11 protein-coding genes are annotated in these 14,274 nt (G+C 68.9%); 7 read left to right on the forward strand and 4 right to left on the reverse strand.

The genetic code is table 11. The annotated features are described in order from the left end of the window. Positions 1 to 82: 82 nt before the first annotated feature. Positions 83 to 3,355, forward strand: a complete 3,273-nt coding sequence (locus KEG38_RS12200) for a MopE-related protein (protein WP_272419549.1) — start codon at positions 83 to 85, stop codon at positions 3,353 to 3,355. Between the two features lie 12 nt (positions 3,356 to 3,367). Here the strand turns inward: KEG38_RS12200 and KEG38_RS12205 are convergent, their stop codons facing one another. Continuing rightward, positions 3,368 to 4,453, reverse strand: a complete 1,086-nt coding sequence (locus tag KEG38_RS12205; protein WP_272419550.1) for a hypothetical protein — start codon at positions 4,451 to 4,453, stop codon at positions 3,368 to 3,370. 242 nt (positions 4,454 to 4,695) lie between these two features. Between KEG38_RS12205 and KEG38_RS12210 the strand changes: the two genes are divergently transcribed. The 4 genes from KEG38_RS12210 (at position 4,696) to KEG38_RS12225 (ending at position 7,738) form a co-directional block, all read left to right on the forward strand. Then, positions 4,696 to 6,228: a cellulose synthase family protein gene (locus tag KEG38_RS12210; RefSeq protein WP_272419552.1), complete on the forward strand. Its 1,533-nt coding sequence runs from the start codon at positions 4,696 to 4,698 to the stop codon at positions 6,226 to 6,228. A 120-nt stretch (positions 6,229 to 6,348) separates the two neighbouring features. Continuing rightward, entirely contained in the window at positions 6,349 to 6,675 is a 327-nt protein-coding gene (locus tag KEG38_RS12215; protein WP_272419553.1) for an integration host factor subunit alpha, read from the forward strand. 5 nt (positions 6,676 to 6,680) lie between these two features. After that, complete coding sequence (locus KEG38_RS12220) at positions 6,681 to 7,070, forward strand: MerR family transcriptional regulator (RefSeq protein ID WP_272419554.1); 390 nt, start codon at positions 6,681 to 6,683, stop codon at positions 7,068 to 7,070. An 11-nt stretch (positions 7,071 to 7,081) separates the two neighbouring features. Continuing rightward, a complete protein-coding gene (locus tag KEG38_RS12225; RefSeq protein WP_272419555.1) occupies positions 7,082 to 7,738 on the forward strand; it encodes a hypothetical protein in 657 nt (218 codons plus the stop codon). Here the strand turns inward: KEG38_RS12225 and KEG38_RS12230 are convergent, their stop codons facing one another. Beyond that, positions 7,739 to 8,371 carry a single-stranded DNA-binding protein gene (locus tag KEG38_RS12230; RefSeq protein WP_272419557.1) on the reverse strand — a complete coding sequence of 211 codons (633 nt, stop codon included), beginning with the start codon at positions 8,369 to 8,371 and terminating at the stop codon, positions 7,739 to 7,741. It abuts the gene before it with no gap. 115 nt (positions 8,372 to 8,486) lie between these two features. After that, the gene (gene mgtE, locus KEG38_RS12235; protein ID WP_272419558.1) at positions 8,487 to 9,947 is read right to left on the reverse strand and encodes a magnesium transporter; all 1,461 of its coding nucleotides are present in this window, start codon (positions 9,945 to 9,947) and stop codon (positions 8,487 to 8,489) included. A 323-nt stretch (positions 9,948 to 10,270) separates the two neighbouring features. On the opposite strand from mgtE, the gene KEG38_RS12240 reads away from it, so the two are divergent. Both KEG38_RS12240 and KEG38_RS12245 read left to right on the forward strand, forming a co-directional pair. Further along, positions 10,271 to 12,664, forward strand: a complete 2,394-nt coding sequence (locus KEG38_RS12240) for a hypothetical protein (protein ID WP_272419559.1) — start codon at positions 10,271 to 10,273, stop codon at positions 12,662 to 12,664. Positions 12,665 to 12,753: 89 nt separating this feature from the next. Continuing rightward, complete coding sequence (locus KEG38_RS12245; protein WP_136927041.1) at positions 12,754 to 13,449, forward strand: response regulator transcription factor; 696 nt, start codon at positions 12,754 to 12,756, stop codon at positions 13,447 to 13,449. Between the two features lie 2 nt (positions 13,450 to 13,451). Here the strand turns inward: KEG38_RS12245 and KEG38_RS12250 are convergent, their stop codons facing one another. Then, positions 13,452 to 14,255, reverse strand: a complete 804-nt coding sequence (locus KEG38_RS12250) for a hypothetical protein (protein WP_272419561.1) — start codon at positions 14,253 to 14,255, stop codon at positions 13,452 to 13,454. Between the last annotated feature and the right edge of the window lie 19 nt (positions 14,256 to 14,274).

Raw genomic sequence — 14,274 nt, forward strand, 5'->3', positions numbered from 1 at the left:
GACCAAGGGATGCGGCGCGCCCACCTTCCGCCGGCGCGCCCTCGCGAGGCTTCGCCTCGTTCGCGCCCTTCCCGGAGGACCGATGTCGAAATTCAAGGGCTTCCTCGCCGTCCTTGCGGCGCTTTGCGTCTTTGTGTTCGCAGGGCGCGCGGAGGCGACCCATTTCCGTTACGGCAACATCACCTGGAGCGTCCCTGACCCGGTCTCGGCTCCACGCACCGTGCGCTTCGACGTCACGATGGCGTGGCACGTCAAGTCGTTCATCGGGTCGACGACCCTCTACTTCGGTGACGGCGGGTTCAACCCGAATACGCAGGGCGCCTTCGTGGGCTCGGGCTACGACGCGACCGGCGACGAATACCACTTCTATCGCTACGCCGCGACGCACACGTACAACGCGCCCGGGCAGTACACGGCGTACTTCAGCGACTGCTGCCGCATCTCCGAGCTGATCAACGCGCACGACGAGAACTTCCGCGTCGAGGCCAAGGTCGACCTCACGCCCGGCAACACCGCGAACCCGGTCTCGGTCGTCCCCGCGATGATCCAGATGCAGGTGAACGGGATCCGGACCATCCAGATCCCCGCCGTCGATCCCGACGGGCAGCCGGTCACCTGCCGCTTCTCGACCATCCCCGAGGCGAACCCGAACCCCATCTACCCCGCGGTCACGCACTACCCGCCGAAGATCCCCTCGACAGGGGCGGTCCCGACGCTCGCCGTGAGCAACACGCCTCCCGGCTGCACGCTCACCTGGAACACGAACGGCGGCGTGGCCGGATCGAGGTTCGCGGTCCAGGTCATGCTGGAGTCGCAGAACCCTAACAACGGCAACATCAGCAGCGCCGCGCTCGACTTCATCATCGAGCTCGTGCAGTCGCCCGTGCCCACCTGCACGGGCAGCGGCGACTACGTCGTCGACATGGGGCAGACGTTCAACACGAGCTTCACGGGCACGTCGAACTCGTTCCTCAAGATGACGTCGATCGGCTCGTTCGGCGTCCTGAACCCGATCCCCGGCACGACCCAGCCGAGCCCCTTCACGACGAACCTCACCTGGTCGCCGGGTCTCGGCGAGGAAGGCACGCGCGTCCTCGCGGTCATCTACACGAACCAGCTGAACGTCAGCGGCTACTGCACGCTCACCGTCACGGTGCCCGAGTGCGCCGTGTACGGCACACCCTGCTCGACCGGCATCGGCGCCTGTCTAGGTACGGGCATCGAGCAGTGCGTCGGGCCGAACGTCGAATGCACCGCCGTGGCGAAGGATCCGATGCCCGAGATCTGCAACGGCATCGACGATGACTGCAACGACACGATCGACGACAACAACCCCGAGGCCGGCACGGTCTGCCCGACGAACCTTCCTCCGGCCTGCGGCACGGGCCTGACGAACTGCAACGCCGGCGTGCTCGAGTGCATCCCCGACGTCGCGCCCGGCAGCGTCGCCGAGACCTGCAACGCGATCGACGACGATTGCGACGGCACGACCGACGAGGGCTTCAACCTCGGTACGTCGTGCATCGTGGGCAACGGCGTGTGCGAGGCGGTCGGCAAGCTCATCTGCGACGCCGCGGGCGGCACGATGTGCGACGCCGTCCCCAGCGTTCCCATGACGGAGGCGTGCGACGGCGCGGACAACGACTGCGACGGCGTGGCCGACGAGGACTTCGGGCTCGGCGATGCCTGCACGAACGGCGACGGCGAGTGCACGGCGAGCGGCGTTTTGGTCTGCAACGCCATGGGCGGCGCGGTCTGCAACGCGGTGCCCGGCGCGCCGGTGGCCGAGGTCTGCGGCGACGGCAAGGACAACGACTGCGACAAGGTGATCGACAACGGCTGCGGCGATCAGGACGGCGACGGCCTGCACGACGGCCTCGAAGAGGAAGTCGGCACGAACCCGAACGACGCGGACAGCGACGACGACGGCGTCATCGACAGCGAGGAGCCCCTCTGGGACGAGGACTCCGACGGCGACGGGCTCATCAACGCGCTCGACCCCGACAGCGACGACGACGGCCTGTTCGACGGCACCGAGCTCGGCAAGGACTGCAGCGATCCCGCCACGGAGGCGCAGTTCGGCCACTGCAGGGCCGACGGCGACTCGGGCCAGACGGGGACCGATCCGCTGAACCCCGACAGCGACGGCGACGGCAAGAGCGACGGCTCGGAGGACCCGAACCTGAACGGCGTCGTCGACATGAACGAGGGCAACCCCGAGAACCCCGGCGACGCGAACCTGACGAAGGACTTCGACGGCGACGGCCTCGGCGACGAGCTCGAGAAGGCGCTCGGCACGAACGAGAAGGACGCGGACTCGGACGACGACGGTCTGCTCGACGGCGACGAGTCGAACCCGACCGACGACACGGACGGCGACGGGATCGTCAACGTGCGTGACGTCGACAGCGACAACGACGCGCTCTTCGACGGCACCGAGGCGGGCAAGGGCTGCCAGCACCCGGCGACGAACGCCATGGCCGGCCACTGCCGCGCCGACGGCGATCTCGGCGGCACGAAGACCTCGCCCGTCGCGCGCGACTCCGACGGCGGCGGCGTGAGCGACGGCGCCGAGGACGGGAACCTGAACGGCGTGATCAACGCGGGCGAGCTCGATCCGAAGGCCGGGTCCGACGACGCGGACGTGATCGACACCGACGGCGATGGCCTGAGCGACGGGCTGGAGAAGGCGCTCGGCACGGGCGTGAACGACGCCGACTCGGATGACGATGGCCTGCTCGACGGCGCCGAGCCGAACCCGAGCGACGACACCGACGGCGACGGCGGCATCAACCTCGAGGACGCCGACGCCGACAACGACGGTCTCGCGGACGGCACGGAGGCGGGCCGCTCGTGCGACGGCGAGGGAACGGACGCGGCCGCGCAGAAGTGCACGGCGGACGCGGACAATGGCGCGACGAAGACGCTCGTGCTCGTCGCGGACACGGACGGCGGGTCGAAGCTCGACGGCGCCGAGGACACGAACCTGAACGGCGTGGTCGACCCGGGCGAGACGAACCCGCTTTTCGCGGGCGACGACCTCACGCAGCCCGAGTGCACGACGGACGCGGACTGCGGCGACGCGTCGAGCGGCAAGATCTGCCAGGATCAGCGCTGCGTCGCCGGTTGCCGCGGCGTGGACGGCAACGGCTGCCCCGACGGTCAGGTGTGCACGTCGACGTCGGACTCGGTGGGCCAGTGCCAGGCCGAGCCGCCGCCGGACAACCAGCCCGAGCCGACGAATCCCGAGGGTTGCGGCTGCCGCACCGCGCCTGCGCAGGGCGGCGCGCTGCCCCTCACGCTCACCCTCGTCGCGGGCCTGCTCTTCGCGACGCGCCGCCGCCGCGCGGCCTGACGTCCCGCCTCTCTAGCCCTCTCCCGCGCCCGTGGGAGGGGGCTCATCCGAAGCCACGAGCCCGTCGTAAAACTCTGCCACGATCGAGGCGAGCCAGCTTTGCGCGGCCGGCGTCCCGATCGTCGCCGTGAGCGCGGGGAACGTCGCGTCCGCGAGCGCCGTGACGATCTCGCGCGGAGGTTTGTCCGGAAGCCCGAGCGACGCGAACACCTCGGACACCGGCTTCGCCTCGTTCTCCTTCACCCACGCGAGCACGAACGCGCGCCGCCGCGTGGCGAGCTCCTCGTTCGCCGCGAGGTGCGCCGCGATGTCGACGCCGATCCGCGTGCCTTGCTTCGTCGCCTCGACGTCGAGCAGCACCTCGGCGAACCGTTGCTCCAGGAGAAACCCTGCGAGCCTCTGCCGGAGCGCCACGAACGGCGGGTCCCCCGCCCGCGCGACGATCGACTCGGCCGCGTTTTTCACGGCTTTTTGCGAGAAGCCGAGCAAGAACTTCCGGATCTCCGGATCGAGCCGCTTCTCGAAGTCCACGCGCAGCCCGTCGATCGACTTGCCCACGCCGCCGAGGCCAAACGGCCCGAGCTTCTTCATGAGCGAGGGCAAACCCCACTCCGCGACGAACGGGTTCACGCGCTCGGAGAACTGCTTCAGCGCGTCGTGCATCACCTCGCGCATCACCTCGCGCGCGGCCTCGCTCTCGGCGATCTCGCGCACGAGCTTCGGCGGCAGCACGTCGGGCCGCGCGAAGAGGGCGGCGAGATCCTTCTGCGCTTGCCCCGAGACGAACGATCCGATCGTCGCGCGCTCCTTCACGAGCACGGCGTGCACCTCGCGCGCGAGCCGCTCGATCGCAGGCCGCAGCGAGCCGTCCACGGTCTGCTTCGTGATCGCGGAATCGAGTGCTCGCGCGAGCGAGCTCGGCTCCACGAGACGACCGAGCGGCGCGAACCTGAGCTCGTCGAGCACGTCGGCCACGGTCTTCTGCCACTCGGCGCGCGCGGCGGGCGAGGTGAGCCGCGCTTTCAGGAAGGCGATGTGCCGCGTTTTGAGGTCCTCGAGCGCGGCGCGGGTCGTCTGCACGGATCGTTCGTTCACCATCGGAAGGTAACCCGCGTGCCTGGGCCGCGCGAGGCGGCGGCTGCCTCCGGGTCGTCACGAGCCTTCGCGAAGTGTCGAGGTTCGTCAGGACTTGTCACGGGCGGCCGGGGAGTCGCGGCAGCTCGTGACGAGCAGAGACAAACCGAGACAACATTTTACAAGTCCATGACAACTATGACGGCCGGCCTCTGGTACTCCCTCGTCGTTCCGCAGTTTTTTTGCGCCCGAGGGAGGCGCGCACGATGCTCCACACGATGCTCGTCGTCCTGTACTTCGCCGTCCTCCTCGCTCTCAGCGCCTACGGTCTGCACCGGCTGCACCTCGTGATCCTGTGCGTGCGGCATCGCCGCCAGATCGAGCGCGCGAAGCAAATGCCTCACGTGGCCGAAGAAGACCTGCCTCGCGTGACGATCCAGCTCCCGCTGTTCAACGAGTCCACCGTGGCCGCTCGCCTGCTCGATGCGACCGCGCGCATGGACTACCCGGCGGACAAGCTGGAGATCCAGGTCCTCGACGACTCCACCGACGAGACGCAAGCGCTCGTCCGCGCGCACGTCGACCGCCTGCGCGAGCGCGGTGTCGACGCCGTCTACCTGCACCGGACGAACCGCGTCGGCTACAAGGCGGGCGCGCTCGACGAGGGCCTCAAGGTCGCGAAGGGCGACCTCGTCGCCATCTTCGACGCGGACTTCATCCCGCAGCCCTCGTTCGTCCGCAGCATCGTCGGTCACTTCGCGGACCCGAAGATCGGCATGGTCCAGACGCGCTGGGGCCACCTGAACCGCGAGCACTCGGTGCTCACGAAGGTGCAGGCGCTCATGCTCGACGGCCACCACCTCGTCGAGAACCGCGCGCGCTACGGCGCCGGCCTGCTCTTCAACTTCTCGGGCACCGGCGGCATGTGGCGCAAGAACGCGATCCACGAGGCCGGCGGCTGGCAGCACGACACGCTCACCGAGGACCTCGACCTCTCGTATCGCGCGCAGCTCGCGGGCTGGAAGTTCGTCTACCGCGAGGACGTGGTCTCGCCGTCGGAGCTGCCGGAGGACGTCTCGGCGCTCCGCGCGCAGCAGTACCGCTGGGCGAAGGGCACCGTGCAGACGGCCCGCAAGCTCCTCAAGCGCGTGCTCTCCTCGAACATCAGCTTCGCGCAGCGTCTCGAGGCGCTCTTCCACCTCACGCCGCACTTCGCCTACCCGCTCATGGTGACCCTGAGCGTGCTGCTCCTGCCCGCGCTCGTGCTCCTGCCGGCCACGGACACGCTCACGATGCTCATCGTCGACCTGCCGCTCTGCGTGGCGACGACGGGCTCGCTCGCGGCGTTCTACATGTTCGCCGAGGCGGCCCAGGGCCGGAGCCGCGCGAACGTGCTCACGCGGCTGCCGATGCTCATCGCACTCGGCACGGGCCTCGCGCCGCACCTCTCGAAGGCGGTCTTCGAGGGCATGCGCCACATGGCCGGTGAGTTCGTCCGGACCCCGAAGCACGGCACGAACAAGGGCCGCTACCGCGCCCGCGCCGACCTGCCGCTCCTCGAGACGGGCCTCTGCCTGCTCTCGTTCGGCTCGACGGTCGCCTCGCTCCAGACGGGCCACTACTTCGCCACGCCGTTCGCCGCGCTCTTCACGATTGGCTACGGCTACGTGGCGATGCTCGTGGCGCACGAGCAGTCGACGCGCCGTCGCGAGTCCGCGCCCATGCTCCTCGCCACGCCGAGCGAGCGCCCCAGCGAGCCCACGGCTGCCGAGCAGCCTGTCGGCAAGCTCGCCGCCTGATCGCCCCTCCCTCCCTCACGCGCCGCCGCGGCGCCCCTCCTCGCCTTTCCGCATCACTCCCCCCTGGATATTCCTGGCCCGGGCTCTTATCCTCGGCGTCGTAAGGGCGGGACTTCGTCTATGACCAAGGCCGAAATCGTACAAGCCGTCTACGGTCGGCTCGGGGGGTTCTCGAAGAAGGAGTCGGCGGACCTCGTGGATCTCGTCTTCGAGACGATGAAAGAGACCCTCGGCCGCGGAGAGAAGATCAAGATCTCGGGCTTCGGCAATTTCGTTCTGCGCGACAAACGCCAGCGTCAAGGCCGGAATCCGCAGACGGGCGATCCGATCGTGATCACCGAGCGCCGCGTCCTCTCCTTCAAGGCGAGCCAGATCCTCAAGCACGCGCTGAACCCGCGCGTCGCTGGGACGAGCGGCGCCGCGGCTTCCGCCGTCGCGGAGGAGTGAGCGGCTTGTCCGGGCGCCGAGAGCTTCCTGCGAAGCTCTACTATCGCATCGGAGAGGTCGCCGGGATCGTCGGCGTCGAGCCGCACGTGCTCCGTTACTGGGAGAGCGAGTTCCGCTCCATCCGGCCGCAGAAGTCCGCCAAAGGGCAGCGTGTCTACTCGCGTCGCGACGTGGAGACGCTGCTCAAGGTGAAGGACCTGCTCTACGCGCACCGCTTCACGATCGCAGGCGCGCGCCGCAAGCTGCGCGAAGGCGGCATCGAGCCGCCGGGCGAGGATGATCCGAGCGTGGAGCAATCACGAAGGATGCGCGAGGCGTTGCTCGACATCCGGACCGAGCTCGTCGCGATGATGCGTGAGCTCGACGAGCCCAAGGCACCGGGCAAGAAGAGCTAGAGCGGCGCGCGATGAGCGAGCGGCGCGAGGAGGCGCTCTCCGGCGGGGCGATCGTGCGCTTCGGCGTGCCCGCGGGCGCGACGGAGGAGCGCGCCAAAGCGCTGCCGCGGATCGAGGTGTCGAGCCTGAAGGGCGCGCGCGTGGGCCTCGGGCGTGGCTTCGTGGACGAGGCGGGCCTGCGGCTGCGCGTTGCGTGTGTGGAGGCGCCGTCGGACCGCTTCGCGCCGGGCGTGGAGGAGATCGTGCTCGGCATGGCGACGTCGATCGCGCGGGGCGCGGTGTCCGACGGCCTCACGCTCGAGCGCTGGGATGCCGAGGGCATCACGCGGCACGAGGGCCGCTTCGAGCAAGCGCTCAATGGGCAGGGCATGCGCGGCGAAAAGCCCGTCGTGCTTCGCGGCCGGCACGTGCTCGGCTTCGAGGGCGCCGCGAGCGAGGCGGTGCTGTGCACGTTCGTCTGCGAAGAGCCACGCGCGAGCGAGCGCTGCGCCGACCTCGTGACGAGCGCCGAGCTCGCGTCGCTCGTGCCGCCGCCGCCGCCGAGCCTTCTGGTGCGTACGATCTTGATGGCAGCCGAGCGGCCGCGAGATGCGGCCTTGCTCGGCCTGGGGATCGGCGTGCTCTTCGTCGCGGTGCTGCTCGCGCGAAGGCCGCGACCTTCGCCTTGATCAGAACGGGATGTCGTCGCCGCCGTCGTAGCCGAAATCATCCGGCGGAGGCCCGGGATCCGGCGCGGGACGACCGCCGCCGCCACCGCCGCCGCCACCGCGACCACCGCCGCCACCACCACCACCGCCGCCGCTGCGACCGCCGCCGTAGCCGCCACCGCCACCGCCGCGGCCGCCGCCGCCACCACCACCACCGCCGCTGAAGTCGCCGTAATCGCCGCCGCCGCCGCCGCCGCCGCGTGCGGGCGGACCGGAGAAGTCGGCGGGCGGGCCCATGTCGTCGCCGGCGGGCGCGCCGCGACCGCGGCCGGCAAGGATCACGTTGTTCGCGATGACCTCGGTCTTGTAGCGCTTGTTGCCGTCGCGATCGTCGTAGCTCGACGTGCGCAGCGAGCCCTCGACGAAGAGCGACGAACCCTTGCCGAGGATCTTCGCCAGCGCCTCGCCGCGCTTGCCCCACACGACGACGTTGTGCCAGTCGGTGCGCTCGCGGCGGACCTTGTCTTTGTCGAGGTAACTCTCGGTCGTGGCGAGGCGGAGGTTGAGCACGGCCTGGCCACCCTGGGTGAACCGAAGCTCGGGATCCGCGCCCAGATTTCCGAGCAACATGACGCGATTGAAGCCTTCCGCCATCGTTCCTTCCTCTCGTCCTCTCGTCTGGATGTCCCCCGTTCGTGACGATGCGTCAAGGGCGAGGGTTTTTCGTCGCGCTCGTTCGCCTGCTCGGGGAACTGCGTTCGTCTCGATACTAGTGCGCGCCTGCCGCAGCTTTCGCGATCACCTCGGCGAGCAGGAGCTTCGCCACGTTCAGATAAATCAAGATCCCGAGCACGTCGATCAAGGTTGCGATGAACGGCGTCGAGCTCGTCGCCGGGTCGAGACCGAGCTTGCGCAGAAGGAGCGGCAACATCGAGCCCACCGTGCAGCCCATGATCACGATGCCCATCAGCGTGATGCCGACGGTGAACATCAGCGCGTAGCCGTCGCCCCAGAGGTGGATGCGCGTCATGCCGATGATCGCGAGCATGAGCCCGAGCACCACGCCCTGCCCGATCTCGCGCACGATGACGCGCTTCCAGTCCGTCGGCTTCACGTCGCCCACGGCGAGGCCGCGGATGATCAGCGACGACGACTGCGAGCCGGTGTTACCGCCCGTCGAGATGAGCATCGGCACGTAGTAGGCGAGCTTCGAGACCGCCTCGATGATCTCGTCGTAGTGCCTGAGCACCGTGCCCGTGATGAACTCGCTCACGAGCAGCGCCGCGAGCCATGGCGCGCGCTTCTGGATGAACGTCCAGAATCCCGTCTGGAAGTAGCCCTCCTCCATCGGCTCGACGGCCGCGAGGCGCTGCAGGTCTTCGGTCTGCTCCTGCGTGAGCACGTCCATCACGTCGTCGACCGTGATCACGCCGAGCAGCTTTCGATCGGGGCCGACCACGGGCATCGCGGCGAAGTCGTACTTCGCCATCTTCCGCGCGACCTCCTCCTGATCGGTCTCGGGGCTCAACGCGAAGATGTTCTCCGTCATCACGTCCGTGATCCGGTCCGTGGGCGCGGCGAGCAGCAGATCACGGAGCGACAGGATGCCGAGCAGGCGCTCGTCGTCCGTTAGTACGTAGACGTAATAAATCGTCTCGGCGTCCTGGGAGGACTTCCGGATGCGCTCGATCGCCTCGGCGACGGTGATCGTGGGCGGCACCGAGACGTAGTCGGTGGTCATCAGGCCGCCGGCGCTGTCCTCGGGCCATTTCGCGAGCTCCTCGACCTCGGCGGCGGCCTCGGGATCGACCTTCTCGAGCGACTCGAGCAGGTTGTCGCCGACCTCCTCGGGCAGGGCCTCGATGAGGTCGGTCCGCTCGTCGGCGGCCATCTCGGAGACGATGGGCGCGGCGTTCTCGACGCCGAGCTCCTCGACGAGCGCCTCCTGCTGATCCTCGTCGAGGCGTTCGAAGATCGGCGCGGCCTCCTCGGGCTTCAGCGTCTTGAGGATGAGGGCCGCTTCGTGCTCTTCGAGCATGCCGAGCAGGTCGGCGAGGTCCTCGTCGTGGATCTCCTCGAGCAAGGCGCCGATCTGCGCGGGATCCTCGGCGAGGAGCTCTCGCACCTCGGGCAGCATCGCGACGGCGACTCGCATCATCGGGCGCCAATCAGCCAGAGGAGCCGCTCGCCCGCAAGCAGGATCGCGGGGCGCGGCGAGGCCTGCGGGCATGGCCCTCCCGGCCTTCCGCCCCCGGTCCCGGACCGGCTCGCTCGTTGTCCATGGTGCCAACTCAGTTGGCCGATGACAGAGCAAGATCTCCGCGCGAGTCAGGATCCGATGCCGGCACGCCTGTTGCTGTCACCCCTCCTCGGATCCCGGGGTTTCCTGCAAATAGGCCGTTCCCGAGCCGGATCTCGAATTGACAGCCTTCCCGGGACATCCCTAGCATCGAGGCCATCGATCACGGACGGGCCCGGCAGCATGGGTCCCGTTCGTCGCGGCAACTCCGTTTCTGGGACGAGCCCAGCGTAAGGTCGGCTAAGGAGCTCAGCATGAAAGGCTTACAGCGTCAGAAAAGCTTCCTGGGGAAGCGCGCGGCCCGAGCGGCCCTCTCGATGGTCGTAGCGACCACGGCGGCTGGCGCCGCTGGCTGCCTCGATCGGCCCGTCGAGACGGTCGAGCCCCGCATCACGGCGACGATCGTCGAGCGGCTCACCCAGAGCTCGGTCGACAAGATCGACATCCTTCTCGCCATCGACAACTCGCGCTCGATGGCCGACAAGCAGAACATCCTCGCGCTCGCGGTGCCCGACCTCGTGACGGGCCTCGTGAACCCGCGCTGCATCGACGACAACGGCGTGCCCGTGTCCGCGATGATGCAGCCGAGCTACCCGACCGACGACTGCCCGGCCGGCACCAAGCGCGAATTCGAACCGATCGTCGACATCCACATCGGCGTCATCAGCTCCTCGATCGGCGGCCACGGCGCGGACTCGTGCCCGAACTCCGACGCGAACAGCAAGGAGTGCTCGCCGGCGCCGAACACGACGAACAACGACAAGGGTCACCTGCTCTCGCGCCTCGACCAGTGCGGCGGCGCCTCGGTCGACACCTATCCGTACGGCACGGGCAGCACGGACAAGGGCTTCCTCGCCTGGGATCCGAAGAAGAAGCTCTCGCCGAACGGCGAGCTCGACATCCCGAGCCTGCAGCAGGACCTGCGCGACATGGTCATCGGGACGGGCCAGATCGGCTGCGGTTACGAGTCCCAGCTCGAGAGCATCTACCGCTTCCTCGCGGACCCCGAGCCCTACGAGACGATCTCCGTCGTCAACAACCGCGCCACGCCCGACGGCACGGACACCGTCCTCCTGCAGCAGCGCGCCGAGTTCATGCGGCCCGACTCGCTGCTCGCGATCGTCATGCTCACCGACGAGAACGACTGCTCCATCAAGGAGTACGGCCAGTTCTACTACGTCGGCCAGCTCCGCATCGGCAACACGAACGTCCGCATGCCGCGCGCGCGTCAGGAGTGCGCGGCGGATCCGAACGATCCGTGCTGCAAGTCGTGCGGTCAGGACAAGGGGAGCTGCCCCGACGATCCGACCTGCACGAACCCGCAGGGCGGCCCGGCGCTGCTCGGCGTCGAAGAGGACGACATCAACATGCGCTGCTGGGATCAGAAGCGCCGCTTCGGCATCGACTTCCTCTACCCGACGGACCGCTACGTTCAGGCGTTCTCGGCCTCCGAGATCGCGAACCGCGCGGGTGACCTCGTCCCGAACCCGATCTTCTCGGACCTGAACCCGCAGGACAACATCACGAACATCCGCGACTCCGGCCTCGTGTTCTTCGCCGGCATCATCGGCGTGCCCTGGCAGGACATCGCCCGCGACAAGACCGACCTGTCGAAGGGCTTCAAGAACGCGAACGAGATGAACGCGCCGATCGGCGCGGGCGGCGAGTCGACCTGGGACGTCATCCTCGGCAGCGAGAAGACGGGCGGCAAGCCGCTCGATCCGCTCATGATCGAGTCGATGGACAAGCGCACGGGCACGAACCCGATCACGGGCGATGTGCTCGTCGACGCCTCCACGCCGAACGCGAACCCGCTGAACGGCCACGAGTGGACGATCACCGCGAAGGACGACCTCCAGTTCGCGTGCATCTTCCCGCTGCTCCCCACGGATCAGCGCGACTGCACGAACACGAACCTCACGGCCTGCGACTGCTTCGAGGCGACCAACGACAACCCGCTCTGCCAGCAGGACCCGAACAACAACAACGCGCCGACGCTCCAGGTCCGCGCGAAGGCGTACCCCGGCATCCGCCCCCTCGAGGTCATGCGTGACCTCGGCGATCAGGGCATCGTCGCCTCCGTGTGCCCCTCCACGATCGACCCGGCCGACATCGAGAAGCCGGACTACGGGTATCGCCCGGCCATCGGCTCGATCATCGACCGCCTGAAGAGCGCCCTCAAGGGCCAGTGCCTGCCCCGTACGCTCACGCCCGACGAGAACACGGGCGACGTGCCGTGCCTCATCCTCGAGGCGCGCAACATGCAGGGCGGTGCTTGCGTCTGCGACGAGAACGCGGCGCGCGCCCCGATCCCGAGCGAGGGCCCGAAGGCGAAGGCCGTCGAGCTCGCGAAGGAGGATCCGGCGTACGACAAGGCCAAGTGGGACTGCTTCTGCGAGATCACGCAGACGACGGGCGACGCGCGCACGGCCTGCCAGGACGACGCGAGCGAGCAGCCGGAGCTCAACGGCCAGCCGGTCAACGGCTGGTGCTACGTGGACGGGACGACCACGCCCCCGACGGGCAACGTCGAGATCGTCAAAGACTGCCCGGCGAACGAGCAGCGCATCATCCGCTTCGTCGGCGCGGGTGAGGCGCAGGGCGGCGCGACGCTGTTCATCACCTGCACGGGTGACACCGGCGACTGAGCCTGGCCGTACCTGACGACATAACGCACGAACGTGACGAGGCCCGGCATCGGGCCTCGTCGCGTTTTGTGGTAAGACCGCGCCCCGAGGTGACGTCGAAAAAGAAGATCCTGATCATCGAGGACGAGCCCCACATCGTCCTCGGCTTGACCGACGCGCTCGAGTTCGAGGGGTTCTCCGTCGTCTCGGCGGGCACGGGCAACGCCGGCGTGCAGCTCGCGCGACAGGAGAAGCCCCAGGCGATCCTGCTCGACCTCATGCTCCCCGACACGAACGGGTTCAAGGTCTGCGAGGAGCTGCGCCGCTGGGATGCGTTCATCCCGATCATCATCCTCACGGCACGTGGCCAGGAGCTCGACAAGATCCGCGGCCTCGACGCGGGCGCTGACGACTACGTCACGAAGCCCTTCAGCGTGGGCGAGCTCATCGCCCGCATGCGCGCGATCTTCCGGCGCACCACGCGTGGGCCGGGGGATCCGACGCCCGAGGTCTTCACGATCGGGCAGGCCAAGATCAACATGACGACCCACACGGTCGCGCGCGGCTCGAAGTCGAGCCCGCTCTCGTTCTACGAGGTCGAGCTCCTGCGCCTGCTTTACGAGCGCGTGGGCCAGCCCGTCTCGCGCGAGGAGATCCTCCAGAAGGTCTGGGGCGTCGAGGGTTCACCCACGAACCGCACCGTCGACAACTTCATCGTCAAGCTGCGCAAGAAGGTCGAGAAGTCCCCGGACAAACCGCAGCACATCCTGACGGTGTACGGGCACGGCTACAAGCTGGCGCCCTGAGATCAGCGCAGCGGGAGTGCGTTACGCACGTCCACGGGGACGCTGACGATGTCTTCGCGGAGCCGCGCGGCGTCGAGCCCGCCGAGGCTCGTGCCTTCGCGGAGCTGACGCGCTTCGAGGTAGAGGCCGGGGCGACCGCGGAAGGCGCTGTCGCCGACGAAGCCGATCTCGTCGCCCGCTTCGAGCGGCGCGCCCACGACCGCGCGTTCGCTCGGCCGATCGAGGTTTCCATGCACGAGGAGCACCTGCCGCAGCCGGCCTCCGTCGCGCACGAGGTGCGCCATGACGACCGTCTCGCCGAGCATCTCGCCGACGAACGCGACCTCGGCCGGCCCCTCTTGCCCTTCGAGCGAGAGCGCCACGACCGCATCGCCGCTCGACGCCTCGAGCAGCACGGCGCCGGGCCCGGTCGCGACGTCGCCCGCTTCGACCGACAGATCGAAGGGCCGATCGAGCCCCGCGAGCACCGACGGCGCTGCCTCGGCCGTCAGCGGGAAGCGGTACGCCCTCACCTCGGCGGGCCGCTCGGGCCTTCGCGGGACCAGCGTGCTCCGCTCGGCCGTGGTCTCCGGGCCCACCGGTAGCGCTTCGCGTCCGTCCGGCTGCGGCGCCCGACCTGGCGGGGGCAGGGGAATGCACACGTCGCCCTCGGGCAACGTGCGCGGGCCACACGATGCGGCCACGGCCGGGGCGACCGTAGAGGGCGCTTTCGCGGGCTCGGGCGCCTTGGGCCTCGGGGTTTTCCCGAGCGCACCGAGGGCCGCGAGCAGGGCGGCGAAGGCGGCGGCCCGGACGAGCGGCTGCATCACCCTTCGCTATAGCCCA

This window comes from Polyangium jinanense (assembly GCF_028435265.1).
Lineage (GTDB): Bacteria > Myxococcota_A > Polyangia > Polyangiales > Polyangiaceae > Polyangium > Polyangium jinanense.

Coding starts and splice junctions, on each gene's coding strand:
- mgtE (WP_272419558.1), bottom strand. CDS start 9,947: ATGCCCGCAGGCCTCGCCGCGCCCCGCGATCCTGCTTGCGGGCGAGCG.
- KEG38_RS12215 (WP_272419553.1), top strand. CDS start 6,349: ATGACCAAGGCCGAAATCGTACAAGCCGTCTACGGTCGGCTCGGGGGG.
- KEG38_RS12205 (WP_272419550.1), bottom strand. CDS start 4,453: ATGGTGAACGAACGATCCGTGCAGACGACCCGCGCCGCGCTCGAGGAC.
- KEG38_RS12250 (WP_272419561.1), bottom strand. CDS start 14,255: ATGCAGCCGCTCGTCCGGGCCGCCGCCTTCGCCGCCCTGCTCGCGGCC.
- KEG38_RS12240 (WP_272419559.1), top strand. CDS start 10,271: ATGAAAGGCTTACAGCGTCAGAAAAGCTTCCTGGGGAAGCGCGCGGCC.
- KEG38_RS12225 (WP_272419555.1), top strand. CDS start 7,082: ATGAGCGAGCGGCGCGAGGAGGCGCTCTCCGGCGGGGCGATCGTGCGC.
- KEG38_RS12200 (WP_272419549.1), top strand. CDS start 83: ATGTCGAAATTCAAGGGCTTCCTCGCCGTCCTTGCGGCGCTTTGCGTC.
- KEG38_RS12210 (WP_272419552.1), top strand. CDS start 4,696: ATGCTCCACACGATGCTCGTCGTCCTGTACTTCGCCGTCCTCCTCGCT.
- KEG38_RS12230 (WP_272419557.1), bottom strand. CDS start 8,371: ATGGCGGAAGGCTTCAATCGCGTCATGTTGCTCGGAAATCTGGGCGCG.